Below are 24,847 nucleotides of genomic sequence, written 5' to 3' on the forward strand. Positions count from 1 at the left end.
TCAGTCCTCCTTGTTCTTGTCGTTGACGGTCCCGGTGTGTGTGCCGCCGTGGGCGACGGCCCAGTCGCGCAGCTGCGCGCGGTCCGGTCCCGGGTCCTCCGGGTCAGGGTTCGGCTCGATCGGCTCGGGGAAGAACTCCTCGGGGGCGACGGCCGCGGTGACGGCACCGCGACCGGTGCCCTCCGCCTGCGTCGCGGCGTCGTCAAGCAACGCCTGCTCCCACGCGCGCGTCTCCGCGTCGCTCGGCGTGTGCGGCAGCGGGCCGTCGGAGCGCATGTAGTCGAGCTCCTCCTGGGTCAGCGCGCCCGGGCGCAGGTAGCCGCCCAGCGAGTTGATCGCGGAGGTCAGCATGCCCAGCACGGCCAGGTAGATGCCGCCGTCGAAGATCAGCGAGGTCGTCAGGTGCTCGCCGAGGATCTCGCCGTAGATCGGCTTGAGGAAGCCGCCCTCGGCGTAGCCGACGAAACCGGCCGTCAGCGCGGTGACGATGCCGATGCCCGTCAGCCAGAACGGGGTCGAGGGGCGGAAGACGATGGAGTCGCGGCCCTTGGCCATGTAGGCCATCATCACGGCGGCGCCGGCGATCAGCGCGGCGACGAAGCCGCCGCCCGGGTCGTTGTGGCCGCGCATGAAGACAAGCAAGGAGAGTACCGCCAGCACCGGGACCACCAGCTGGAAGCCCTTCTTCAGCGGCAGCGAGTTCAGCTGCGACTGACCGAAGGGCGCCGGGCGGGTGCCGCGGTCGAACGGCGAGGACGGCACCGAGGCGCAGACCGCGGCGATGACGATCGCGGCCATGCCCAGCACCGAGAGCTCGCCGAGGGTATCCAGTGCACGGAACTCGACGATGATCGCGGCGACGATGTTGTTGCCGCCGGTGATGTCCGGGGCGTTGTCCAGGTACCACTGGGCCAGCTCGGACTTGCTGTGGCGGCCCATCAGCGTGAACACGCCGAGGAAGGCGGTCAGGCCGGCGAGCAGCGCGATGACCGCGGCGCGGATCCGGCGGCGGCGCGGCACCTCGGGGAACAGCCGCGGCTGGTAGCGCACGACCATCATGATGATGACGGCGACCAGGGCCTCGACCAGGAACTGCGTCAGCGCGACGTCGGGGGCGCCCAGCAGCAGCATCTGCAGGGTCATGCCGACGCCGGCGGTGCTGATGAAGACCGCGCCGGCGATGCGGTTGCGGTTGGCCACCAGGCCGACCACCGAGAGCACGATGATCAGCATCGGGCCGAGGTCCAGCCAGTTGTCGATGTCCTCGGCGCGCGGGGCCATCGGCACACCGTCGACGCCGTCGGTGCCCAGCAGGGTGACGGCCATGATCGTGATCAGGGCGAGCATCGGCCAGACCAGGTGGCGGCCCGGCGAGAGCGAGTTGGCCATGGCGCCCATGCCGCGGCCGCAGGCCTGCAGGCCCTTCTGCAGGGCGGCGAGCAGTTCGTTGCCGGTGGCCGGCAGGACCTCGCGGTTCTCGATCCTCGGCCAGATGCGGCCGCGGACGACCACGCCGATGATACCGAGGACCAAGACGCTCAGCGAGATGATGAGCGGGGCGTTGACGCCGTGGAAGAGCGCCAGGTGGGTGGAGCTCTCCACGCCGATGGCGGCGGTCACGGCGTCGACCGGGCCGTCGAGCACACCGGCGGTGAAGCCGAGCGGGATGGCCATCAGGCCGGGCACGGCGGCCGGCAGCCAGAGGGCCACCGGGGCCTCCTCGACGTCGGAGAAGTCGCGGTCGTTCTCGGCGGGGTCGATAAACGCGCCGAAGACGAGCTTGGCCGAGTAGGTGAAGGTCAGCAGGGCGGCCACGCCGGCGACGATGAGCAGGATCCACTGGCCGGCCGAGCCGATCGGGGCCTCCTCGAAGGCGGTGAGCATGCCCTCCTTGGAGATGAAGCCGAACAGCGGCGGCACGGCGGCCATCGAGGCCGCGCCGACGACCACGCAGCCGAAGGTCCACGGCATCCGGTGCCACAGCACGCCCAGGCGGCGCGAGTCACGCGTGCCGGCCTGGTGGTCGACCACGCCGATGAGCATGAACAGCGAGGACTTGAACAGCGCGTGGGCCAGGGTGTGCACGACGGCGGCGGCCAGCGCGAAGCCGGTGCCCACGCCGATGGTGGTCACGATCCAGCCGAGGTGGCTGACCGTGGAGTAGGCCGTCAGGTGCTTCAGGTCCGTCTTCTGCACGGCGAAGAACGCCGAGACCAGGGCGGTGGTCATGCCCACGACAATGAGCAGCCAGTTCCACACGGCCACGTCGTGGAAGACGGTGGAGAAGCGCAGCAGCAGGTAGACACCGGCCTTGACCACGGCGGCCGCGTGCAGGAACGCGGAGACCGGCGTGGCGGCGGCCATGGCCTCCGGCAGCCAGAAGTGGAAGGGCAGCTGGGCGGCCTTGGTGAACGCGGAGACCGCGATGAGCACACCCAGCGTGCCGGTCAGGCCCGGGCGCTGCGCCCACACGTCCGAGGCGAGGATGCCGGACAGGCTCGTGGTGCCCGCGGCCGTGGCCGAGACGGCCAGGGCGGTCAGCAGGGTCAGCCCGCCGAAGAAGGTCAGGATCAGGGTGCGCATGGAGCCGGCCTCGCCGCCCGAGCCCGAGCGGGCGATGAGCATGAACGAGGCGATGGAGACCAGCTCCCAGCCGACGAAGAGCACGGTGACGTCGTCGGCGAGCACCAGCAGGACCACGGCCAGCGTGAACGCGGTCATCAGGGTGTAGAAACTGGTGTTGCCCTGGCGACGCGGCAGGTAGGCGGCGGAGTACATGAACACCACCGCGCCGATGACCAGCGCCAGCAGGGCGAAGAAGGCGCCGAGGGCGTCCGCGCGCAGCGAGAACCCGGCGTCGAGTCCGCTGCCGAGGAAGTCCGGCACCCAGGTGTAGTGGGCGGTGAGCGCCTCACCGTCGAGGATGGCCGGCAGCTCCCGGCCGAGGACGAACGCCCCCGCCAGTAAAAGGAGCGCGAGCGGCCAGCCCGCATATCTGTCCATGGCACGCACCAGCGGCGGTGAGGCTGCCACCGCCACCGCGACCAGGGCGACTACGACGACCAGCGTCATGCGTTACCCCAAGTTTCCAGCCTCCCGCCCAGCGCTTTCACAGGCGGGCGTCATGGAGGCATGATCGACATTTGAACCGTCTTCACGTTATCAGGGCACAACTACCTCTTCCCAGTTGACGGTGTGGCGCCAGCTATGGCGCGAGCTGCGCGGATACGGTCAGGACATGACCACTCTGCGCAGCCGCATACTTGCACTGCTGGCACTCGTGCCGCTCCTCATCGGTGCCGTCATCGTCCTCCTGGGCATGACGGTGGACCGCTCCTGGTCCGCCGCGGGCGAGGAGTCGCCCGCGGGCGCCCCCGTCGCCGCCGCCCCCGGTGGCGCCGACGCCGCGCAGATCGCCCAGGCGCAGAAGGCCGCCGCCAACGCCTCCGCCCAGGCCGGGATGCTCTCCACCGGCACCGGTCAGCTCGCCGAGGGCACCGGCAAGCTGCGCGAAGGCGCCGGTGAGCTCGGCGGCGGCGTGCGCGAGGCCCAGGACGGCGCCAGCCAGCTCGCCGAGGGCATGCGTCAGCTGCAGGCCGCCACGGGCCAGCTCGGCGGCGGCGCCACGGAGCTCGCCGACGGCGTCGGCGGCGCGGTCGATCAGGTCGTGGGCCTGGGCGCGGTACAGGGCCAGCTGCTCGAGGCCGTGGACAACCTGGACCGCGAGCTGGCCGCCTCGAGCGACCCGCGCGCCGGGGAGCTGCGCGGCCAGCTCGGCGACTTCCGCCGCCAGGTGGAGAACGTCGACTTCGGCGGCGAGATCACCTCGCAGCTGACCCGCCTCAAGGACGGCTCGCGCCAGCTGGCCAACCAGCTGGCCGTGCCCGGCTACGGCTACCACGACGGCATCTACCAGGCCACCGAGGGCGCCAAGCAGCTCGACCAGGGCCTCGGCCGGCTCGGCGGCGGCGTGGACGAGGCGGTCAACGGCGTCAACCAGCTCGACGACGGCGCCAAGCGCGTCGACGGCATGGCCGCCACCAACAAGGACCGGGTCAACGACGTGCGCCGCGCGCTGCCGGCCACCCAGGCCGCCGCCTCCGCGCAGGGGGCCGAGGCCACCGGGGAGGAGGCTGCGACGGGCTCCTCGCTCGCCCCGGTCTACGCGCTGCTCATCGGCGCGCTCGCCGCGCTCGGCGGCCTGGCCGCGGGGCTGATGTACCTGGCCCGCGGCCGCGAGGCCTGGCTGGTCGGCGCCGGCGCGGTGCTCTCGGCCACCGCGCTGTTCTGGGTGCTCTCGGGCGCGGGCGTGGTCGCGGTGCTCGCCGCGGCGGGCATCCTGGCGCTGCTCACGGCGGCCTCGGCGGCCGTCGCGCTGGTCGGCGTCGTCGCGCTCGGCCGTACCGTGGCCGCCCCGTTGCTCGTGGTCGCCGCGGTGGTCCAGGTCGGCCTGGTCGGCTGGGTCTGGAAGACCGCCGCCAGCTCGGACCCGACGATCGTCTGGCAGGCCGTCTCGGGGCTGACCCCGTTGCACTGGGGCACCGGCGCGCTGACCGCGGCGGGCAACGGCGCGGACGCCACCGTGGCCTGGACGGGCGCGGCGATCCTTGCGGCCGTGCTGGTGCTGGCCTGGCTGGCGATCGGCTCCGCGCACCGCGAGCCGGCCTACGTCGGCGGCGCCGGCGTGCACGCCTCGCGCGAGGGTGGGCGCTACTACCGCAAGTCCGCCGACGCCTCCGAGGGTGAGTTCGACGGGGAGATTGACGACGCCGCGCGTGACGACGTCGCCGCCGACCGCGCCGCGGGCGCGGACGACTACGACGAGGACGAGCTCGCCGAGGAGTACGAGGAGATCGAGGGCGACCCCGTCGACGACGAGGTCACCTACATCGGCGACGGCTACATCGACGCCGACGACGCCGACAACGCGGACGACACCGACGACGCCGCGGCGGAGGAGGCCGAGGCGAAGCGCAATCGCAAGCGGCGGTCCCACCGGCGCTGGTTCCGGCGCTGAGCGTCAGGGGCGGGGCTCACCCGCCCATGGCGTGCGCGCCGGGCGGGCCGGACCGGCCCGCCCCGGTCAGGCGCCCGGTGAATCGCCCCGGGCATGACTGAGGCCCCGGTCGCCGCGGATCATCTCCGCTGCGGCCAGGGCCTCTCGCATGGTCGGGATAACAGGATTTGAACCTGCGACCTCCTCGTCCCGAACGAGGCGCGCTACCAAGCTGCGCCATATCCCGTGGTGCGCGGATTACTGTAGTGCACCCCGCCCGGAAATCAAAAACGGCAGCTCAGCCGCGTCGCTCCGTGATCTTCAGCAGCGTGGCCGACGGCCGGCAGAAGATCCGCACCGGCGCGTACTTCGAGGTGCCCAGCCCGTTGGAGACGTGCAGCGGCATCCCGTCGAACTCGGAGAGCCCGGAGACCCGCTTCGGGTCGATGCCCGAGTTGGTCACGATCGCGCGCCCGCCCGGCAGGCAGATCTGCCCGCCGTGGGTGTGCCCGGCCAGTGCCAGCTGGTAGCCGTCCGCGGCGAAGCGGGAGAGCACCCGCGGCTCCGGGGCGTGCAGCAGCGCGAGCGCCAGATCCGAGTCCGCGTTCGGGGCGCCGGCGATCTCCTCGTAGTCGTCGAGGTCGTGGTGCGGGTCGTCCACTCCGGCCGCGGCGATGCGCACGGGGCCGACCTTGAACTCGTGGCGGGCCTGGTTGGCGTCGCGCCAGCCGTGCTCGAGGAAGGCGGCGCGCATGTCGCGCCACGGCAGGTCGATGTAGCTCGGCTCGCGCTTGGCGCCGGTCAGGTACTTCGCGGGGTTGACCGGCTTCGGCGCCCAGTAGTCGTTGGTGCCGAAGACGAACAGGCCCGGCCGGGCCAGCAGCGGGCCCAGAGCGCGCAGGACGTCGGGCACCGCGCGCTCGTCGGAGAGGTTGTCGCCGGTGTTGACCACCAGGTGCGGGTCGAGCTCGTCGAGCGCGTTCAGGAACGCCGTCTTGGCCTCCTGGCCGGGGATCATGTGCAGGTCGGAGACGTGCAGCAGGCGGAACTCTCCGGTGCCGCGCAGCACCCCGGGCTCGAGGATGGGCAGTTCGTGCGTGTGCAGCTCGAAGCGTTCGAGCTCGCTGTACCCCCAGGCCAGCGCGCCCGCGCCGGCGGCCGCCGCGGCTCCGGCCAGCGGCAGGACGGACTTGAGTACGTGCTTCACATTTCCCTTCACCGGTCTCACCCTACCGACAGCGGGGTAGCGTGATGTCCATGAGTGAACTGAAGAACCAGATGCGGTCCGACCTCAAGGAATCCATGAAGGCCAAGGACGAGCCGCGCACCGGCGCCCTGCGCATGCTGCTGGCCGCCCTCCAGGAGGAGGAGACCAAGGGCAGCAAGCACGAGCTGACCGACGCCGACGTGCTGGCCGTCGTCGCCCGCGAGATCAAGAAGCGCCGCGAGTCCGCCGAGGTCTACGCCGACGCCGGCCGCCAGGAGCTGGCCGACTCCGAGCTGGCCGAGGCCAAGGTCTTCGAGGCTTACCAGCCCACCCAGCTCGACGACACCGAGCTGGGTGAGTTTGTCGACGCCGCGGTGGCCGCCGTCGCCGAGGAGACCGGCGAGGCGCCCACGATGAAGCAGATGGGCCAGGTCATGAAGAAGGCCAAGGCCGACGCCGCCGGCCGCGCCGACGGCAAGCGCCTCTCCGACGCCGTCAAGGCCCGCCTGCAGGGCTAGCCGACCGCGTCAGTCGGCCGGCGGCGGGGCGCTCCGCCCGCCGCGAGCGGCATAGACCAGGGCCCGGGCACCCCGTGTGGGGTACCCGGGCCTTTGGCGTGGGGGAGCGGCGGATCAGATTCCGAAGGCGCCGCGCAGGTCGTTGGTGAAGGTGTCGATGTCCTCCTGGCGCACGCCCGGGATGATCTCGTCACCGCCGGCGGGCTGGCCGCCCTCCGGGGCCGCCGGGGAGGACGGGGCGGCGCTCTGCCCGCCCGAGGGTGCGGAGGGCGCCGGCGCCGGGGCCTGTGACTGGCCGAGCGGGCCGGAGCCGCGGCGGTAGCGGTCGCTCGCGCCGCCGCCCAGGTTGCCCGAGGCGGCCGCCGGCACACGGTTGGCCATCGAGAACCACGTCTCGGCGGGCTCGTCGCCGCCGTACATGTTGCCGCCGCCGCACTGCTGGGCCGGGTGCGAGCACAGCGGGGTCGTCGTGGTGCCGTCGTTGTAGATGTAGGGCGCGGCGGCCAGGCCGGTGTTGAAGCCGATGAAGGCCGCGGACTGGTGCGACTCGGTGGTGCCCGTCTTCGAGGCCACCGGGGCGCGCCACCCGGCCGCCGAGGCGGCGTCGGAGGCGGTGCCGGACTTCGGGTCCTCGGACATACCCTCCATCAGGGCGTTGGCCGTGGCCTGGTTGAGCACGTCCTCGCACTCGGGGCGCTCGATGTAGACCTCGTTGCCGTCCTTGTCGATCAGCGCGTCGATCGGGTTGGGCTCGCACCAGCGCCCGCCGGCGGCGATCGAGGCGCCCGCGTTCGAGAGCTCCAGGGCGTTGACCGCTGTCGGGCCGAGGGTGAACGAGCCCAGGTTGGCCTTCTTCATGTAGTCGGCGATCGAGTTCTCCTCGTCCCAGCTGCCCGGGGTGGCGTAGCTGCGCAGGCCGAGCTTGACGGCCAGGTCGACCACCGGGGCCACCCCGACGCGTTCGATGAGCTTCACGAAGGTGGTGTTCGGGGACTGCGCCAGCGCGTCCTTGAGCGTCATGGCGGACTTGTAGGTGCCCGCGTTCTCCACGCAGTAGGTGTTCGGCGGGCAGCTGGCGGCGCCGCCGGAGCCCATGCCGGTGGCCTCGTAGCGGGTCGGCACCGGCAGCACGGTGTCCAGGCCCATGCCCTTGTCCAGGGCGACGGCCGCGGTGAAGATCTTGAACACGGAACCGGCGCCGTTGCCCACCATCGTTGTGGGCTGCGGCAGCATCGTCTCGCCGGCGTCGAGGTCGAGGCCGTAGTCGCGCGAGGAGGTCATCGCCCGGATCGGGCGGGAGTCGCGGCCCGGCTCGACGACGTTGAGCACCTCGGCGACGCCGGGCTGCTTCGGGTTGACGTGCGAGGCCACCGCGTCGTGCGCGGCGTCCTGGATCTGCGGGTCCAGCGTGGTGCGCACCGTGTAGCTGCCGTGGGTGAGCATCTCGTGCGAGATGCCCTTGGACTCCAGGTAGGTCAGCGCGTAGTCGCACATGAAGCCGCGGTCCCCGGCGCTGATGCAGCCGTTGGGCAGCCCGATCGGCTCCTCGACGACGCCGAGCGGCTCGGCCTTGAAGGCCTCGGCCGCGGCCGGGTCGAGCGCGCCGTAGTCCACCATCGAGTCGAGTACCGTGTTGCGGCGCTCGATGACGGCCTCGCCGTTGGTGTAGGGGTCCAGCCAGGAGGAGGACTGCACGATGCCGGCGAGCATCGCGGCCTGCGGGACGTTGAGCTCCGCGGCCGAGGAGTTGAAGTAGGTGCGCGCGGCCGCCTCGACGCCGTAGGCGCCGTTGCCGAAGGAGACCAGGTTGAGGTAGCGGGTGAGCACCTCGTCCTTGCTGAGCACTTTGTCCAGGTCCGAGGCCATGCGCATCTCACGCAGCTTGCGGGGGATGGAGGTCTCGGTCGCCGCGGCGCGCTCCTCGTCGGTGTCGGCGTCGACGAGCAGCAGGTGGTTCTTGACGTACTGCTGGTTGAGCGTCGAGGCGCCCTGGGCGACCCCGCCGGAGACGAGGTTGGCGGCCATGGCGCGGACGGTGCCCTGCAGGTCGACACCCTCGTGCTCGTAGAAGCGGCGGTCCTCGATCGAGACGATGGCGTCCTTCATCGGCTGGGCGATGCGGTCGCCGGGCACCTGGTAGCGGCGCTGGTCGTAGATCCAGGCGATCGGGTTGCCCTCGACGTCGGTGACCGTGGTGACCCCGGGGGCGGAGCCGTCGGTCAGGTCGGCGAGGTTGGATTCCATGGTCTCGCTCGTCCGGGCCGCGGCAAGGCCCGCGACCCCCGCGGCCGGCGAGAGCGCGACGGCCGCGAGCACGGCCGCGAGCAGTGCTCCGCCGAGGAGGGTGAGCAGGGAACGTGAGGTAGACACGGGACCAACATTACGGGGTGCGGCGGGGAAAGAAGTAGGCGCGGTCTCCCCCATTTATGTGACCTAGTCGACAAACGGCGATTCGCGTGAGTACACTTACACAAACGTTAGCGACTCCGCTTCAAAGAGGAGGGACTATGACCACCGCAACACCGACCCGGACCGAGCGCGCACTCGGCGTGGACGAGTTCCTGGGCATCGAGAGCGGGAAGACGCCTGCCGAGGCCGTGCAGGACCGTGGCACCTGGGTCACGAGCGCCAAGTGCCGGGGCATCGACCCCGAGACCCTGTTCGTGCGGGGAGCTGAGCAGCGCAAGGCCGCGACCTTCTGCCGTGGCTGCCCCGTCCAGCAGATGTGCCTGGCCGACGCGCTGGACAACGGCGTGGAGTTCGGCGTGTGGGGCGGGCTGACCGAGCGTCAGCGCCGCGCCCTGCTGCGCAAGAACCCGCAGATCGACGACTGGGCCGACTACCTCGCCCACGGCGGGGAGCTCATCGGCATCTGAGCCGCCGGCCATCCGGGCCCGGCCGGGAGTCCCGCCGGGTATCCCGGCCGGGAGGCCCGGCGATCAGGCCAGCCAGTCGTTCGGGCTGAACAGCTCGAAGTGCACCGCCACCGGCGCGGCCTCGCCGGGAAGCTCCGCCAGGTCCGCCCGCAGCGACTGCAGGAAACCGGTGCCGCCGCACAGGTAGACGTCCGCGCCGCCGGGCACCTCCTCTGCGACGTCGATGCGCTCGCCGGCGTCCCGGTAGAACGTGCGCAGCTCGCCGTGGCCGAGCTGCTCGAGGGCGGCGCGGGTCTGGCCCAGCTGCGCGTGGGTCTCGCGCGAGGAGTCCGCGTGCAGGACGAGCACCTGGCGCTTGGAGCCCGTGCGCGCCAGGTGGTTGAGGATGCCGACCATCGGGGTGGAGCCGATGCCGGAGGAGATGAGCACTACCGGCGCCTCGGTCGACTCGTCCAGGGTCAGGTCGCCGGCGGCCAGCGTGGCCTGCACGGTGTCGCCGACGGCGACGTGGTCCTGAAGATACTGCGAGACCTCGCCGTCGCGCTCGACGGCGATCCGGTAGCGCCCCGCGTCGCCGTCGATGATGGAGTACTGCCGCAACTGGCGCGCGTCGTCGTCAAGCACCACACCCACCGACGTGTACTGTCCCGGCAACGGCGAGCTGAGCTCGCCGGAGAGCTCGAAGGCGGAGACGGTCTCGCTCAGCTTCTCGATCCCGGTGACCGTGACCTCACGGAAGACCTCGCCGGGGGCGACGCCGTCGGAGGAGTAGAGGGCGGATTCGTGGTCGATGAGCACACGCGCCATCATCCAGTAGACCTCGTCCCAGGCCTCCTCGACCTCGGCGGTGAAGGTGTCGGCGCCGAGGACCTCGCGGATCGCGTCGAAGAGGTGCCTGCGCACGATCGGGTACTGGTCCTCGACGATTCCGACGGAGACGTGCTTGTGCGCGATGCGCGAGAGCATCGTGACCGGGTCCGGAGCCTCCGGGTCGACGAGCATCGTGGCGAAGGTGGCCACGGAGGCCGCCAGCGCCTTCTGCTGCGCACCGGAGTGCTGGTTGCCACGGTTGAAGGTGTCGCGCAGCAGCTCGGGGTGCGCGGAGAACATGCGGTGGTAGAAGGTCTCGGCGATGGTGCCGATGTTCTCGCCGACGGCCGGCAGCGTGGCGGAGACGGTCTTCTCGTGCTCCGGGGTCAGGCGGGCGCGGGTGATCGGTTGATCGGAGACGTGCATGGTGGTTCCTCGGGTCGGGTGCAGGGGAGTGGGCGGGAAACCCGTCTCCATTGATACGCCTGTAGCCGTGGTTAATGTCGGGCGGGGGTAGGTCCGCGCGACCTGTGCAGCTCAGAGGGGTTACGGCGGCGGATACGGCGAAGGTGAGGCCGGGGTAAGTACAGTGGTCGCCATGACCACTTGGGAATACGCCACCGTGCCGCTTCTGACCCACGCGACCAAGCAGATCCTCGACACCTGGGGCGAGGACGGCTGGGAGCTCGTCACCGTCATGCCCGGGCCGAACCCGGAGAACGTCGTCGCCTACCTGAAGCGCCCGAAGGAGGACGCATGAGCACCGTCTCCGAGCGCCTGAAGGAACTCGGCATCGAGCTGCCGGCCGTCGCCGCCCCCGTGGCCGCCTACGTGCCCGCGCTGCGCGTCGGCGACCATGTCTGGACCTCCGGCCAGCTGCCCTTCGTCGACGGCAAGCTGCCCGCCACCGGCCAGGTCGGCGCCGAGGTCGACGCCGAGCAGGCCGCCGACCTCGCGCGCACCGCGGTGCTCAATGCACTCGCCGCCGTCGACTCGGTCGTCGGCGTCGACCATGTCACCCGCGTGCTCAAGATCGTCGGCTTCGTCTCCTCGGCCGCCGACTTCCACGGCCAGGCCGGCGTGGTCAACGGCGCCTCCGAGGTCATCGGTGAGATCTTCGGTGAGGCGGGCGCCCACGCCCGCAGCGCCGTCGGCGTCGCCGAGCTACCGCTGGACTCCCCGGTCGAGATCGAGCTCATCGTAGAGGTCGACTGATAATTCCAGGTCCGCCTGAATTTCCAGGCCCGCCCGGGCGCGCTAAGCTGGGGGCCATGCAGCATCCTGCCTACAGTCAGCTGCGGCCGGTGACCGACTCCGCCGCCGTCGTCCTGTGCACCAACCCCAGCTACGCCGCGCTGGAGGGCACCAACTCGTGGATCGTGCGCCGTGAAGGTGACGAGCGCGCGATCGTCGTCGACCCGGGCCCCGAGGATGAAGGCCACCTCAATGTCCTGCACGCCAAGGCAGGCGAGGTGGCCCTCATTCTTCTCACGCACCGCCACCCGGACCACGCCGACGGCGCGCACCGCTTCCGGCAGCTGACCGGGGCGCCCGTGCGCGCCTTCGACGCCCGCTACTGCCACGGCGCCGACCCACTGACCGACGGCGAGACCGTCTCCGTCGACGGGGTCACCCCGCAGCTCGAGGTCGTGCACACCCCCGGCCACACCGCCGACTGCGCCTGCTTCTTCGTCTGGTCCGGCAAGCCCGGCGAGTCCACGCTCGAGGGCGTCATCACCGGCGACACCATCGCCGGGCGCCACACCACCATGATCTCCGAGACTGACGGCGACCTCGGCGACTATATGCAGACGCTGGAGATGCTGGAGTGCCGCGGCAAGGACGTCGCCCTGCTGCCCGGCCACGGCCCGGACAACCCGGACCTCTCGCAGTTCGCCCGCAAGTACATCGACCGCCGCAACTACCGCCTCGACCAGATCCGGAAGATCTGGAAGGAGCGCGGCCGCGACCTCGAGATCGACGAGCTGGTCAACCTCATGTACGACGACGTCGACCCCGTGCTGCGCGGCGCCGCCGAGCAGTCCACCCGCGTCGCCCTGCGCTACCTGAACGACCACCCCGAGCAGGTCTAGGCCGCGTGGCGGTGCCGCGCACCGCCACCGGCACGCCGGAAGGCGCCGCTGGCGACGCCGCGCGGTGACCGACGCGACGTCGGCAATCGAAAAGAGCGGGCCCGGAACGAATCCAGGGCCCGCTCTCCTTGTGTCCGTGCCTAGCGCGCGCGGCGGGCGAGGTGCTCGGTGTCGACGATGAGCACCGACTTGCCCTCGAGGCGGATCCAGCCGCGGTGGGCGAAGGTGGCCAGCGCCTTGTTCACGGTCTCACGCGAGGCGCCGACGAGCTGGGCGATCTCCTCCTGGGTCAGGTCGTGGTTGACGCGCAGGGCGCCACCCTCCTGGGTGCCGAAGCGGTTGGCCAGCTGCAGCAGCGTCTTGGCCACGCGGCCGGGCACGTCGGTGAAGATGAGGTCGGCCAGCGAGGCGTTGGTGCGGCGCAGGCGGCGGGCCAGCACGCGCAGCAGCTGCTGGGCGATCTCCGGGTGCTCGGAGACCCAGCGGTTCAGCATCGCCGAGTCCATGGTGGCGGCGCGGACCTCGGTCACGCAGACGGCCGAGGAGGTGCGCGGGCCCGGATCGAAGATGGACAGCTCGCCGAACATGTCGGACGGGCCCATGATCGTCAGCAGGTTCTCGCGGCCGTCGGAGGCGTGGCGGGCCAGCTTCACCTTGCCGGCGGTGATGATGTACAGGCGGTCGCCGGGCTCGCCCTCGTCGAAGATCGTGGTGCCGCGGGGGAACCGGACCGTCTCCATGTCCTTGATCAGGTTGTTGACGGCGGTAGCGTCAACGCCCTGGAAAATACCCGCGCGGGACAGGATCTCCTGAACGCCTTCCACAATGAACTCCTCAATACTTATCTGTTTCTCAACGCAACCGTTTCCGGCACTGCCGTGTGGCGGGGTTCCTCCCGCGCTTCGTGTCAGTCGGGCGTGAGCGGAAGTAGGTTGCAGGGGCAGGTGCACGTCCGGGTACACCCTACCGTCAGGTCGGTCACACCGCCAGATTTTTCATCGGCCGGTCACATGCAACTGAATGAATCTCTCGGCGGTCCGGGCATTCGGTTCTGACCGTGCAGTCCAGGGTCTCTCCGGTCAGGCCGACGCCTCTGGCGAGCCCGCGGTGGCGGACCCGGAACTGAAGGCGGCGCGCTCGAGCTGTTCCAGTCCGAGTGCGAACACCCCCAGCAGACACGGTGCGACAAATGCGGTGACGATGGACATGTCTCCCAATACTACAGAAGAGTGTCACGCGATACCAAGAAAACGGGCACCCGAATTTGGCGGAACATTGTTCAGTTCTAGACCAAAAAGCATGGTCAGCGCCGATTGACTCCATTGGTCAGACCTGTGGGGATACAACATTTATGTCCGGTTATGCCCGATTCTGCGGTGATCAGACCTCCCGTGGCTGCCCACGTGTGCCCGGTAGGATGGCGCCCGTGTCCACCACCGCCCGCTCTGGCTCCCTGACCCCGCGCAAGCGCCGGCGCCCGGGCGCGCACCCGACCGCCCGCGGACGCGAGACCGACCTCGGCCGCACCCGCAGGGCCCGCCGCATCAACCGCACGCTCGCCGCCGTCTACCCCGACGCGCACGCCGAGCTCGACTTCCGCGACGCCTTCGAGCTGCTCGTGGCCACGGTGATGTCCGCCCAGACCACCGACGTGCGCGTCAACTCCGTGACTCCGGCGCTCTTCGCGCGCTACCCGGACGCGGCCGCGCTGGCAGCCGCCGACACCGCCGAGGTCGCCGAGATCATCCGGCCCACCGGCTTCTACCGTGCCAAGGCCCGCAACCTCGTGGGTCTTTCCCGGGCGCTCGTCGCCGAGCACGGCGGCGAGGTGCCCCGCGACCTCGACGCGCTGGTGAAACTCCCCGGCGTCGGCCGCAAGACCGCCCACGTCGTCCGCGGCAACGCCTTCGGGCTGCCCGGCCTGACCATCGACACCCACTTCGGGCGCCTGGCCCGCCGCATGGGGCTGACCGGACAGGAGGACCCGGTCAAGGTCGAGCGCGAGATCGCCGGGCTGATAGAGAAGAGCGAGTGGACGATGTTCTCCCACCGCATGATCTTCCACGGCCGGCGTGTGTGCCACTCCCGCCGCGCGGCCTGCGGGGCGTGCCCGATCGCCTACGACTGCCCCTCCTTCGGCAAGGCCGGCCCCGTCGACCCCGAGGCCGCCGCCGAGCTGGTCAGCGGCGACAACCGGGGGCACATCCTCGCCATGGCCGGAATCAACGACGAAGAGGAGACCACACGGTGAAACGACACCTTCTCGCCTACGTCATCGTCATCGTCGCCAGCGTCGCCCTGATCGCCGCGCTGGTCCCGCGCATGCAGTCCGCCGGCGACGGCGGTGTAGGAGGGGCAGGCGGTGGCGGCGACACGACCGGCGCGGACGGCCAGGCCGACCCGACCGGCTCGGGTGACTCCGCGGGCGCCGGCGCGCAGGCCGACGTGCCGGCGCGCCCGGACTGCCCTGGCTCCACGGTCGCAGGCGTCGACCTCGACTGCCTGGGCGGCGCCGGGTCCGACGGCGAGGTCTCCCAGGGCACCCCGACCGTGGTCAACGTGTGGGCCTGGTGGTGCGCGCCGTGCCGCGAGGAGCTGCCCGTCATCGCCGAGTACGCCGCCGCGCACCCGGACCACCGGGTCGTCGGCGTCCACGCTGACCCCGACGGCGCGCGCGGGGCGGCCCTGCTCGAGGAGCTCGGTGTGGACCTGCCCAGCTTCCAGGACGACTCGGGCGCCTTCCAGGGCGGCCTCTCGCTGCCGGCCGTGGTGCCCGTGACCCTGCTTGTCCAGGACGGACAGGTGACAAAGGCCCTGACCAAGCCGTACACCTCGCTGGCCGAACTCGAGGCCGACCTGGAGGGCTGATGGATTACCGCGACCCCGCGACCGACCCCGTCGGTGCCACGCACCGCCCCGGCCCCGCCGCCGACCGGCCGGGCCACAACGTCACCCTGCGCCCGGAGACCGCCCCGGACTGGATGCACCGCCTGGTGGCCGGCCTCGACGGCGAGGGCGGCAGCCGCGAGGTGCGCCGCCTGCGCGAGCGCCTCACTGGGCGCACCGGCCGCACCAACGACGGTGACCCGGCGCGCCCGGCGGGGCGCGCGGGACGTCATCAAGCGGAGGCCGCACGCGACACCCGCGGGGCGGCGGTGCTCGTGGCCGTCTCCGGAGAGACGGCCGCCGACGCGTCGGTGCTGCTGACACATCGCTCGCCGCACATGCGCTCGCACGCCGGGCAGATCGCCTTCCCCGGCGGGCGCATCGACCCGGGCGACATCAGCCCCGTCGACGCCGCACTGCGCGAGGCGTGGGAGGAGACCGGCCTGGACCGCACGGCCGTCAGCCCCCTCGCCGAGCTCGGCGCGGTGCCCGTGCGGCGCACCGGCCGGCCCGTCCACCCCGTGCTGGCCTGGTGGCACACCCCGGCCGAGGTCGGGGTGGCCAGCTCGGACGAGACCGACCACGTCTTCAACGCCCCGGTCGCCGAGCTCGTCGATCCCGAGCGCCGCTTCACCGTGGCCTGGGGGCCGTGGCGGGGCCCGGCCTTCGCCGTTGAGGGCTACGTGGTCTGGGGCTTCACCGCCGCGGTGCTCGACGGCATGCTGCGCACCGCCGGCTGGGAGCGCCCGTGGTCGCAGCGCCCGGCCCGCCCCCTGCGCGAGGCGCTGGCCGAGTCGCGCAACGGCGAGGTGCTGCGCTGACCGGCGCGCCGTCCCGTCCGCACCGGGGCGCGCCGTCCGGTCCGCGCCCGGGCACGCGCCGCAGCGCGCCGCGCGGGGGAGGGGCGCAAAAGGGGAGGGCGCCCCCGCGGGGGCGTTAAGAGTAAGGTGACGGCAGTTAATCCGCACCCGACGCACGGACGAGGAAGTACAACCACGTGACAGCCGGACTCATCGTCGACGGTGTCGTCGTCATCGCCGCGCTCGCCGCGTTCATCACCGGCTGGCGCCAGGGCGCGACCACCTCGGTCCTGTCCACCCTCGGTGTCGTCTCCGGGCTCGTGGTCAGCGCCGGGCTGATCCCCGTCGCACTGCGCCTGACCGACTCGGTCGGCCTGCGCCTGCTGCTGGCCGCGGCGATCCTCATCCTGCTCGTGGCCGTCGGCAACGTCGCCGGCGCCGTGGTCGGCGGCCAGCTGCGCCGCTCGTTCAAGATGCGCTCCTCGCTGCGCATCGACTCCTGCATCGGCGCGTTCTTCCAGGCGGTGACCCTGCTCATCGTCGCCTGGCTGGTCTCCCTGCCGCTGGCCGCGGGCCTCGGCGGAAAGGTGGCCACCGGCGTTCACAACTCGAAGGTGCTCTCCGGGGTGGACCGCGCGACGCCGCAGTCCTGGAACCAGCTGCCCAACAAGATCGCGGCGATGCTCAACGACTCGGGCCTGCCGCCGCTCTCGCCCTTCGAGCCCGTCGACTCGCCCGAGGTCGAGGCCCCGCGCATCGAGGTGGAGAACACCGAGCTGGTGGAGAAGCTGCGCCCGAGCGTCATCCACGTCCTCGGCGACGCGGACAGCTGCCGGCGCCGCCTGCTCGGCTCCGGCTTCGTCGTCGGCCCCGACCACGTGATGACCAACGCCCACGTCGTCGCCGGTACCGAGACGGTGCGCCTGGACACGGTGCTCGGCCTGCGCGACGCCGAGGTCGTCTACTACAACCCCGAGGTCGACATCGCCGTGCTCTACGCGCCCGACCTGGGACTGGAGCCGCTGCAGTGGGCCGAGGATCCGGCGATGACCGGCCAGGACGCGATCGTGATGGGCTTCCCGGCCTCCGGCCCCTTCGAGGCCGCGCCGGCGCGCATCCGCAGCAAGCTGACCATCGCCGGGCCGGACATTTACGCCACCGGGCGTGTCGAGCGCGAGGCCTACACCGTGCGCGGCACCATCCGCGAGGGCAACTCCGGCGGGCCGATGACCGACGCCGAGGGCCGGGTGCTCGGCGTGGTCTTCGGCGCCAGCCTCGACGAGTCCGACACCGGCTACGCGCTGACCGCCGCCGAGGTGCACGCGCGCGTCGGCGACGTCTCCGAGCTGACCGCGCCGGTGGGCACCGGCGAGTGCGTCGCGCACTGAGTCACGGGAGATTGACGACGCCCGCGCCGTGCGGCGTGGGCGTTTCCGTTGCGGCGGTCAGTCCAGCTCGTTGAGCCAGGCGGCCACGGCCGCGGCGAAGGCCTCGGGGGCCTCCACGTGTGGCAGGCGTGCGGTGCCGGGCAGCTCGCGCACGCTCATCCGGGCGGTGCAGCGCTTGCGGGCGCGCCGGGCCAGGTGCGTGAAGGTCGGCCGGTCCGGCTGCAGGGCGAGCACGGGCACCGTGACCGGGTTGCCCAGCCACTTCGGGGGCACCACGGTCGTGGTCAGGCGCGCGTAGCGCGCCGCGCCCGGAAGCGCCGACGCGATGTGCATCGCGCGCACACGCAGGTCCAGTACGGCGTCGTAGAGCGCGGTGCCGTGGAACTGCGGGGCGGTCCAGCGGTCCAGGATGCGCCGCTGCAGCCAGGCGGCGGTGCGCTCCGGCAGGCGGTGGACGCCCGGCAGGCGGCCGAAGCCCGCGCGCAGGTGGGCCGGCAGGAAGCGCACCGGGCGGGCGGCCATCGCGCGGCGCATGTCGACCGGGTGGGCGGCGGCCACGGAGACCAGCGCGCGGACCTGACCGGGGTGTGCCGTGGCCGCGCACCAGGCCACCGCGCCGCCGGAGTCGGCGCCGACGAGGACGGCGTCATCGTGGCCGAGCACCCGGATGAGCGCGGTGACGTCGCCGACGGCGGTCAGCACGTCCAGTCCGGCGCCGGCCGGGGGCTTGTCCGACATGCCGTAGCCGCGCGCGTCGAGGGCGACGACGTGGAAGCCGGCGGCGGCCAGGGGTGCCAGCACGTCGCGGTAGTCGAACCAGCCGCCGAAGGCGTCGTGCAGCAGGATGACCAGCGGGTCCTTCGCGTCGCCGGCGGCGGCGACGTGCAGGCGCACCCCGCGCAGGTGGACGAAGCGGTGGGTGAAGGGCCCGGCCAGCTCGACGGTGGAGGGCGAGAGGCCCCCACCGGCGCCGGCGCTCGCGGCGCTCGGCCGGGCGGGCACGGAAGAACCCCCGTCACCTGCGGCGTCGCGTGCTGCGGCCATGGTGCGGGGGCTCCGGTGCTTCTTTTTGTGCGGGTCGGCTAGCTGTAGAGGCCGCGGTTGGCGCCCTCGAGCTTGTCCTGGGCCTTGCCCGGGACGAGGTTCTTCAGCTCACCGACGGAGTCGATGGTGCGCTTCGGCGCGCCCATCTTCTTGACCTTGCGCCAGCCGAAGAGCGCCAGGACGGCGGCGGTGGCCAGCATGATCAGGAAGACGATGAGGAAGCCGGCCCACCAGGGCAGCCAGACGGAGATCAGCGCGGCGAGGAAGAAGAAAAAGAAGAAGGAGCTGTAGAGGGCGATCACGCCGGCCACCGAGAACAGGCCGCCGCCGATCGCGCCCTTCTTGGCCTCGGCGGCCAGCTCGGTCTTGGCCAGCTCCAGCTCGGAGCGGAACAGCGAGGACATCTGCGCGGTCGCGTTGCTGACCAGGGTGCCCACCGACTGCTGGCCGTTCGAGGCGTCGACGTCGCTCAGCGGAATGCTGTCGGCGCGCGGGGCGAAGTTGTCCGCGCCTTCGGTGAAGAGTCCGTCCTGCTTGCTCACGATTGGGTTCCTCCCGTTGGGGGTCTTTGTTCTCGGCCGGGGCCGGTGCCGCAGCTGATTCTAACGTTGTCGATGGTGCCACGGGTGGGGCGTCCGCGCGCCGTTGTCCCGCATCACTTTACGACCATGGTAGCCGTCACGTGGCCCGGGCCGCGGGGGAAGGGCCCGGCCGGGCGGGTCGCGGGCCCCGGTCCGCCGGGGCGGAGAGCCCCTCAGGAACCCGAGTCGCGCCCGCGCAGCAGCCACCAGCCGCCCACCGCGGCGGCGGCCACGGCGGCGACCACCCCGGTGCCGATGCCGACCTCGCGGGCGGTCGGGGCGGTGAACAGCGGCTCGGGGTCCTTGAAGGCGCGGATCTCCCAGCCCTCGGCAAGCGCGTGCTTCTTCAGCGCCCGGTCGGGGTTGACGGCCACGGGCTTGCCCACGGCCTGAAGCATCGGCAGGTCGGTCACCGAGTCGGAGTAGGCGTAGCTGGCCGAGAGGTCGTAGTTGCGCCGGCGGGCCAGCTCGGCGAGCGCCTCGCCCTTGGCCTCGCCCTTGTTGTAGGAGAGGATCTCGCCGGTGTAGCACCCGTCGCGGACCTCGAGCTCGGTGGCCACCACGTCGGTGACCCCGAGCTCGGCGGCGATCGGGCGGACCAGGTCGGCCGCGGAGGCGGAGACGATGACCACGTCGTGGCCGGCCAGCTGGTGGAAGCGGATGAGCTCGCGGGCCTCGGCGTAGATGGTGGGCACGAGCACCGAGTGCAGCGTCTCCTCGGTGATCTGGCGGACCTCCTCGACGGACCAGCCGGCGATCAGCGAGGTCAGCTGGTCGCGCGTGGAGTCCATCTGCTCGGCGGACATTCCGGAGATCATGAAGTTCGTCTTGGCGAGTGTCATCTGCAGGGCCTCGACCGGGGAGATCAGGCCCTTGTGCATGAACTCGCGGCCGAAGGCGAAGGTCGACGACGTGGCGATGACGGTCTTGTCCAGGTCGAAGAACGCGGCCACCCGGCCGGCGCGACGGAGTGCCCCGCCCGCGTTCCTCTGCGTCGACGTCATGGGGGACAGTCTAGCCAGATTCCCCCGCCCGACCACGAAACGCCTGTGGCGTGTGGGGAAGTTGTGGTTTCTGGGGCGTCTTCCCGGCGGGCGGTCAGGTGCGGCGGGGCGGGGGTGGAGCCGGGATGGGGTGGGGTCCACGGTGCCGGGGAGGGTGCGGCCGCGTGACCGGGCGGGGCGACTGTGTGACCCCGAAGATAATTTCGAAGAAATTCGTTCCACGTCTTGCCTCGCCCACCCCCGCTGTGCCATAATCATTTCTGCAAGGCCCCGATATACCGTGCGGCCTGCCCCGGCCATCCCCCCGAGGCCGGGTTACCGACGGCCCGCGCACACCCCCCCCGAGGCGCGGGCCGTCCTTTATGTCCGCACCCGGGTGCCCGGGCGTGCAGGTCAGGCGGGGATCTCCGCCCGTCGCGGCGCCGTAGCGCATCCGCGCCCGAGGCGGCCGCGTTCTCCACAGATTTTCGGTGACATGTGCGCTAACTGCGGGGGTGTTCCACAGGCCGGCGTGCGGGCCTTTCCCCGGCGGGCGCGGACCGCGAGTATCAGGGCCATGAACACCGCACCGCCGGGCCGCGAGCGCTTCATCCTCGTCGCCGTCGCCGAGCCGGCCGCCCACCCGGAGGCCGTCCACGTCGCCGCCGCCTCGGGCCGCCCGCTGCTCGACCTGACCGTCGACGTCGAGGACGAGTCCGAGCGCGCCGCCGAGCTGGCCCGCCACCTGCCGCGCGCGGCCGCGGTGATCCTCGACGCCGCCGCGGCCGCCGACCTCGACGCCGTGACGGCCCGCCCGGGCGTCTTCGCCGTGGCCGCCGACCCCGGACCGGCCCCCGAGGTCGAGGTTGGCGGAGCCCTGGTGCCCGGCTTCGTCGTCCCCGCCCAGTCGCCCGAGCTGCTCGCCGCCCTCGGCGCCGCCCTGCGCGGGGCCGCCGGCGCACCCGGTGAGACCACCGGCGCCGACCCCGCGCGCGCCCGCCCCGGGCGCGCCACGCGCGACGCCGCACCCGACCGCGACGGGCGCAGGCGCGGCGTCGGCAATCACCGGCGCACAGGTGGTGCGCCACGGGCGGCGGAGTCCGGCCGGGTGCTCGGCGTGGCCGGGGCCTGCGGCGGGGCCGGGGCGAGCACCCTGGCGGCCGCCTGCGCGGTGGGCGCCGCGGCCGACGGGCCGGTCGCGCTCGTCGACGCCGTGGCCAACTCCGGCGGGCTCGACCTGCTCACCGGCGACGAGGACACCACGGGCCTGCGCTGGGGCGACGTCGACTTCACCCGCGGCGAGATCCCCGCAGGCGACCTGGTCGAGGCGCTTCCCGAGACCCGCGAGGGCGTCTGGCTGCTCACCGCCGGGCGCTCCGTGCTCGCCGCCGCGGCCGGGCCCGGACCGGACGAGGTCGTCGCCGCGGTCGGGGTGCTCAGACGGGAGGCCGCCACCGTCGTCGTCGACCTGCCGCCGTGGGGTGAGATGACCGACGAGGTCAGCGACGCCTGCGACCTTGTCGTCGTGCTCGCCCCGGCCGAGGTGCGCGCGACGGCCGCCGCGGCGCGCCTGTGCGCGCGCCTGGAGTCCCGGCGCACCGGCGCGTGCGTGCTCGTGCGCCACCGCGGCTGGTCGTCGTTGACGCTTGACGACGTCGCGGGGCTCACCCGGGCGCGCGTCATCGGCGAGCTGCCCACGCAGCGTGGCCTGGCCCGCCGCGCCGAACTCGGCGGACTGGGCCGGCCCCCGCGCGGGCTGGCGCGGGCGGCCGGGCTGGTCCTCGACGAGCTGCGGGGTGCACGATGAGTGCCGCGCGCCGGGAGCTGGTCGAACGCGTCCAGGCGAGGCTCGCCCGCGAGCGCGGCCCCGGCGACCCGTTCGGGGCAGGCGACCCGGCGCACGTCGCCGAGACCGTGCGCGAGGAGGCCGGGGTGATCAGCGACCTCGACCTGCTCGAGGTGCTGCGCGCGCTGCGCGACGAGGCGACCGGGCTCGGCCCCCTCGAGCCGGTGCTCGCCCTGCGCGGGGTGACCGACGTGCTGGTCAACGGCCCGGAGAAGGTGTGGTTCGACCGGGGCGCCGGCCTCGAGCGCGCCGGGGTGCGCTTCGCCGACGACGCGGAGGTGCGCCGCCTGGCCGCGCGTCTGGCGATCGCCTCCGGCGGGCGCCTCGACGACGCCCAGCCCTTCGCTGACGGCCGGCTGCGCCGCGACGACGGCACTGTGGTGCGTGTGCACGCGGTGCTCGCCCCGCCCTCGGAGACCGGCACGCTGATCAGCCTGCGCGTGCTGCGCCAGGCCAACCTGGACCTCGACGGGCTCGTCGCCGCCGGCACGCTCAGCCCCGTGACCGCCGACCGGCTGCGTGGGCTGGTCGCCGCCCGGCGCAGCCTGCTCATCGTCGGCGGAACCGGATCCGGCAAGACCACGCTGCTCTCCGCGCTGCTCGGCGAGGTCGGCGCGGGCGAACGGGTCATCTGCATCGAGGACACCGCGGAGCTGCGCCCGCGCCACCCGCACGTGGTCTCGATGTCGGCGCGCCGGGCCAACGTCGAGGGCAGCGGCGAGATCACCCTGACCGACCTGGTGCGCCAGGCGCTGCGCATGCGCCCGGACCGCATCGTCGTCGGCGAGATCCGCGGCGGGGAGATCGTCGACATGCTCGCCGCGATGAACACCGGCCATGACGGCGGGGCCGGCACCCTGCACGCGAACTCGCTGGGCGAGGTGCCCGCCCGTGTCGAGGCCCTGGCCGCCATGGGCGGGCTGGACCGGGTGGCCGCCCACTCCCAGCTGGCCGCGGCCGTCACCGCGGTGCTGGTCATGCGCCGGGGCGCCGACGGGGTGCGCCGGCTCGCCCAGATCGGCGTGGCGCGCACCCGCGCGGACGCCACGGTCGAGTTCGTGCCCGCCTGGGACCTCGACCGCGACGGCGCGGACGCGCCCGCGCTGGTCGGGGCGGGGTCGGTCGCCGCGCCGGCCGGACCGGAGGGGCCGGACGGTCCGACGACCGACGGCGGGCGCCACCGGGGGAGGAGAGAGCCATGACCACGGTCCAGCTCGCCCTGCTGCTCGCCGCCGGTGTCTGCGTCGCGTGGCTGCCCGCCCCGCGGATCCGGCTGCGAGCGCTCGCGCGGCGCGCCGGTACGGGGAGGTTCTCGGGGCGGATCCTGCCCGCGGTGCTCGGCGTGACCGCCGTGGTCGCGGTGGTCGTGCGCGCCGGGCAGACCACCACCGCGCTGGCCGGGGCTGTCGCGGTCGCCGCCGCGGTCGCCGGCTGGCGCACCTGGCGCACCCGCCGGGCGCGGGAGCGCCGGGAGGAGGCCACCGCGGCGTTCCTGGGGCTGCTCGCCGGGCAGCTCGAGGCAGGCGCCCCGGCGTCGCGCGCCGTCGAGGCGGCCGCCCGCGGGGCCCGGGAGAAGGATCCCGCCCACGTCGCAGCCCTCGCCCTCGCGCTGAGCGGCGGGGCCGCGGGCACGACGGGTGGCTGGGCGCAGGGCACCGACGGGGAGGCCGACCGCGACACCGCGCAGCTTGCCGGGCTGTGGCACGCCGCGCAGGACCACGGGCTGCCCACCGCCGCCCTGGTCGAGCAGGCCCGCGCCCGTGTGGAGCAGCGCCGCCGCCACCGCGAGTCGACGGCCGCGGCGCTGACCGGCCCGCAGTCCACGGCCGTCATCCTCGCGCTGCTGCCGCTGGCCGGCATCGGGCTGGGCACCGCGATGGGCGCCAACCCCCTGGCCGTGCTCACCGGCGGCGGGACGGGCGGGATGCTCCTGGTCGCAGGCATCGCCCTGATCGCGGCGGGCCTGAGCTGGTCGCGGGTGATCATCACCCGGGCCTCGGGGGTGGCGCGATGATCGCCGCGCTCGCCCTCGCCCTCGCGCTGGTCTGTTGGGCGCCACCGGCACCGGGCGGCAGGCTCGCCGCCGCCGACGGGGCCGTCGCGGCCGGCGGGACGACCGGGGGAGCGGCAGGAGAGCCGCGTGCCCGTGACGGGCCGTCGCGGGTGACGCACCCGGAGACGACCGCCCGGCTGCCCGCCGCCGGTGCCCTGGCCAGACGCCTGGGCCTCGGGGCGGAGGACACCCGCCGCTGGGACCGGCTGCTGCTCGACATCGCCGCCGACATCGACCTGTACGCCGCGTGCACCGCCGCCGGGCTCGCGCCCGCGGTCGCCGCGCAGATCGCGTCGGAGGCGAGCCGGGAGCCGTTGGCCGGCACCTGGCGGACGGTGGCCAGCCTCCTGGCCGTCGGCGCCGAGCCCGAGCGGGCCTGGGAGCCGATGGCCGCGGTGCCGGGGCTGTCCGACCTCGCCGCGCTGGCGGCGGGATCGGCGGCCTCCGGCACCCGGGTGGCCACCGCCGCCGGGCGGATCTCCGGGCGTCTGCGCCGCCGCGCCGAGGACCGCGCGACGACCGCAGGCGAGCGCGCCGGCGTCCTGATCGCCATGCCGCTCACGCTCTGTTTCCTGCCCGCCTTCTTCATCCTCGGACTGGCCCCCGTGGTCCTCGGCCTGGCCGGGAACATCCTGGGCTGAAGAGGGAACCGACCTGGACCTGACCGACCTCGACTTCAACCGACCGATCCGAGAGGACATCCGCCATGACCACGACAACGATCCACGCCACTGACCGGACCACGAACGCCCTGACCGCCACCGAC

23 protein-coding genes and 1 tRNA gene are annotated in these 24,847 nt (G+C 72.8%); 14 read left to right on the forward strand and 10 right to left on the reverse strand.

Features of this window, described 5'->3' with window-relative positions; all coding sequences use genetic code 11:
• Window positions 1-3,072: a DUF4040 family protein gene (locus QP119_RS07040; protein WP_284774796.1), complete on the reverse strand. Its 3,072-nt coding sequence runs from the start codon at window positions 3,070-3,072 to the stop codon at window positions 1-3.
• Between the two features lie 166 nt (window positions 3,073-3,238).
• Here QP119_RS07040 and QP119_RS07045 point away from each other — a divergent pair, with 166 nt between their 5' ends.
• Entirely contained in the window at window positions 3,239-5,017 is a 1,779-nt protein-coding gene (locus tag QP119_RS07045) for a hypothetical protein (RefSeq protein ID WP_284774798.1), read from the forward strand.
• A 149-nt stretch (window positions 5,018-5,166) separates the two neighbouring features.
• Here QP119_RS07045 and QP119_RS07050 read toward each other — a convergent pair.
• Together QP119_RS07050 and QP119_RS07055 are read right to left on the reverse strand one after the other, a co-directional pair.
• Window positions 5,167-5,243: transfer RNA gene (locus tag QP119_RS07050), tRNA-Pro, on the reverse strand.
• A gap of 51 nt (window positions 5,244-5,294) precedes the next feature.
• Complete coding sequence (locus QP119_RS07055; protein ID WP_423777771.1) at window positions 5,295-6,215, reverse strand: metallophosphoesterase; 921 nt, start codon at window positions 6,213-6,215, stop codon at window positions 5,295-5,297.
• A gap of 38 nt (window positions 6,216-6,253) precedes the next feature.
• Between QP119_RS07055 and QP119_RS07060 the strand changes: the two genes are divergently transcribed.
• Window positions 6,254-6,721: a GatB/YqeY domain-containing protein gene (locus QP119_RS07060; RefSeq protein WP_284774800.1), complete on the forward strand. Its 468-nt coding sequence runs from the start codon at window positions 6,254-6,256 to the stop codon at window positions 6,719-6,721.
• A 114-nt stretch (window positions 6,722-6,835) separates the two neighbouring features.
• Here QP119_RS07060 and QP119_RS07065 read toward each other — a convergent pair whose 3' ends face one another.
• Window positions 6,836-9,091 carry a transglycosylase domain-containing protein gene (locus tag QP119_RS07065; protein WP_284774801.1) on the reverse strand — a complete coding sequence of 752 codons (2,256 nt, stop codon included), beginning with the start codon at window positions 9,089-9,091 and terminating at the stop codon, window positions 6,836-6,838.
• A gap of 137 nt (window positions 9,092-9,228) precedes the next feature.
• On the opposite strand from QP119_RS07065, the gene QP119_RS07070 reads away from it, so the two are divergent.
• The gene (locus QP119_RS07070; protein ID WP_284774803.1) at window positions 9,229-9,597 is read left to right on the forward strand and encodes a WhiB family transcriptional regulator; all 369 of its coding nucleotides are present in this window, start codon (window positions 9,229-9,231) and stop codon (window positions 9,595-9,597) included.
• 63 nt (window positions 9,598-9,660) lie between these two features.
• Here QP119_RS07070 and QP119_RS07075 read toward each other — a convergent pair whose 3' ends face one another.
• Window positions 9,661-10,833, reverse strand: coding sequence for a globin domain-containing protein (locus QP119_RS07075; protein WP_284774804.1), 1,173 nt, complete (start codon window positions 10,831-10,833; stop codon window positions 9,661-9,663).
• A gap of 172 nt (window positions 10,834-11,005) precedes the next feature.
• Between QP119_RS07075 and QP119_RS07080 the strand changes: the two genes are divergently transcribed.
• The 3 genes from QP119_RS07080 to QP119_RS07090 are packed head-to-tail and all read left to right on the forward strand — an operon-like array spanning window position 11,006 to window position 12,500.
• Complete coding sequence (locus QP119_RS07080) at window positions 11,006-11,167, forward strand: DUF4177 domain-containing protein (protein ID WP_169842156.1); 162 nt, start codon at window positions 11,006-11,008, stop codon at window positions 11,165-11,167.
• Window positions 11,164-11,622 (forward strand): RidA family protein, encoded by a 459-nt coding sequence (locus QP119_RS07085; protein ID WP_284774805.1) that lies wholly within the window; start codon window positions 11,164-11,166, stop codon window positions 11,620-11,622. Before QP119_RS07080 ends, QP119_RS07085 begins: the two co-directional genes overlap by 4 nt.
• 56 nt (window positions 11,623-11,678) lie before the next feature.
• Window positions 11,679-12,500 (forward strand): MBL fold metallo-hydrolase, encoded by an 822-nt coding sequence (locus QP119_RS07090; RefSeq protein ID WP_284774808.1) that lies wholly within the window; start codon window positions 11,679-11,681, stop codon window positions 12,498-12,500.
• 140 nt (window positions 12,501-12,640) lie between these two features.
• On the opposite strand, the gene glxR is transcribed toward QP119_RS07090, so the two are convergent.
• Together glxR and QP119_RS07100 are read right to left on the reverse strand one after the other, a co-directional pair.
• Complete coding sequence (glxR, locus tag QP119_RS07095; RefSeq protein ID WP_284774810.1) at window positions 12,641-13,324, reverse strand: CRP-like cAMP-activated global transcriptional regulator GlxR; 684 nt, start codon at window positions 13,322-13,324, stop codon at window positions 12,641-12,643.
• A 255-nt stretch (window positions 13,325-13,579) separates the two neighbouring features.
• Window positions 13,580-13,708 carry a hypothetical protein gene (locus QP119_RS07100; protein ID WP_284774812.1) on the reverse strand — a complete coding sequence of 43 codons (129 nt, stop codon included), beginning with the start codon at window positions 13,706-13,708 and terminating at the stop codon, window positions 13,580-13,582.
• Window positions 13,709-13,917: 209 nt separating this feature from the next.
• On the opposite strand from QP119_RS07100, the gene nth reads away from it, so the two are divergent.
• The 4 genes from nth to QP119_RS07120 all read left to right on the forward strand — a co-directional run bounded on the left by nth (window position 13,918) and on the right by QP119_RS07120 (window position 17,574).
• The gene (gene nth, locus QP119_RS07105) at window positions 13,918-14,751 is read left to right on the forward strand and encodes an endonuclease III (RefSeq protein ID WP_284774813.1); all 834 of its coding nucleotides are present in this window, start codon (window positions 13,918-13,920) and stop codon (window positions 14,749-14,751) included.
• Window positions 14,748-15,368 carry a TlpA family protein disulfide reductase gene (locus tag QP119_RS07110; RefSeq protein WP_284774814.1) on the forward strand — a complete coding sequence of 207 codons (621 nt, stop codon included), beginning with the start codon at window positions 14,748-14,750 and terminating at the stop codon, window positions 15,366-15,368. The genes nth and QP119_RS07110 overlap by 4 nt, the downstream gene beginning before the upstream one ends.
• Window positions 15,368-16,207 carry an NUDIX hydrolase gene (locus QP119_RS07115; protein WP_423777772.1) on the forward strand — a complete coding sequence of 280 codons (840 nt, stop codon included), beginning with the start codon at window positions 15,368-15,370 and terminating at the stop codon, window positions 16,205-16,207. Before QP119_RS07110 ends, QP119_RS07115 begins: the two co-directional genes overlap by 1 nt.
• Window positions 16,208-16,383: 176 nt before the next feature.
• Window positions 16,384-17,574: a MarP family serine protease gene (locus QP119_RS07120; RefSeq protein WP_284774816.1), complete on the forward strand. Its 1,191-nt coding sequence runs from the start codon at window positions 16,384-16,386 to the stop codon at window positions 17,572-17,574.
• 57 nt (window positions 17,575-17,631) lie between these two features.
• On the opposite strand, the gene QP119_RS07125 is transcribed toward QP119_RS07120, so the two are convergent.
• The 3 genes from QP119_RS07125 to QP119_RS07135 all read right to left on the reverse strand — a co-directional run bounded on the left by QP119_RS07125 (window position 17,632) and on the right by QP119_RS07135 (window position 20,203).
• Complete coding sequence (locus tag QP119_RS07125; RefSeq protein WP_284774818.1) at window positions 17,632-18,618, reverse strand: alpha/beta fold hydrolase; 987 nt, start codon at window positions 18,616-18,618, stop codon at window positions 17,632-17,634.
• 38 nt (window positions 18,619-18,656) lie between these two features.
• Complete coding sequence (locus tag QP119_RS07130; RefSeq protein WP_284774821.1) at window positions 18,657-19,160, reverse strand: phage holin family protein; 504 nt, start codon at window positions 19,158-19,160, stop codon at window positions 18,657-18,659.
• A gap of 212 nt (window positions 19,161-19,372) precedes the next feature.
• A complete protein-coding gene (locus QP119_RS07135; protein WP_336620417.1) occupies window positions 19,373-20,203 on the reverse strand; it encodes an HAD family hydrolase in 831 nt (276 codons plus the stop codon).
• A 556-nt stretch (window positions 20,204-20,759) separates the two neighbouring features.
• On the opposite strand from QP119_RS07135, the gene ssd reads away from it, so the two are divergent.
• The 4 genes from ssd to QP119_RS07155 are packed head-to-tail and all read left to right on the forward strand — an operon-like array spanning window position 20,760 to window position 24,722.
• Window positions 20,760-21,989 carry a septum site-determining protein Ssd gene (ssd, locus tag QP119_RS07140; protein WP_284774825.1) on the forward strand — a complete coding sequence of 410 codons (1,230 nt, stop codon included), beginning with the start codon at window positions 20,760-20,762 and terminating at the stop codon, window positions 21,987-21,989.
• Entirely contained in the window at window positions 21,986-23,230 is a 1,245-nt protein-coding gene (locus QP119_RS07145) for a TadA family conjugal transfer-associated ATPase (protein ID WP_284774827.1), read from the forward strand. Before ssd ends, QP119_RS07145 begins: the two co-directional genes overlap by 4 nt.
• A complete protein-coding gene (locus QP119_RS07150) occupies window positions 23,227-24,042 on the forward strand; it encodes a type II secretion system F family protein (RefSeq protein WP_284774829.1) in 816 nt (271 codons plus the stop codon). The genes QP119_RS07145 and QP119_RS07150 overlap by 4 nt, the downstream gene beginning before the upstream one ends.
• A complete protein-coding gene (locus tag QP119_RS07155; RefSeq protein ID WP_284774831.1) occupies window positions 24,039-24,722 on the forward strand; it encodes a type II secretion system F family protein in 684 nt (227 codons plus the stop codon). The genes QP119_RS07150 and QP119_RS07155 overlap by 4 nt, the downstream gene beginning before the upstream one ends.
• The last annotated feature ends 125 nt before the right edge of the window (window positions 24,723-24,847 follow it).

It is taken from the genome of Corynebacterium frankenforstense (assembly GCF_030211955.1).
Lineage (GTDB): Bacteria > Actinomycetota > Actinomycetes > Mycobacteriales > Mycobacteriaceae > Corynebacterium > Corynebacterium frankenforstense_A.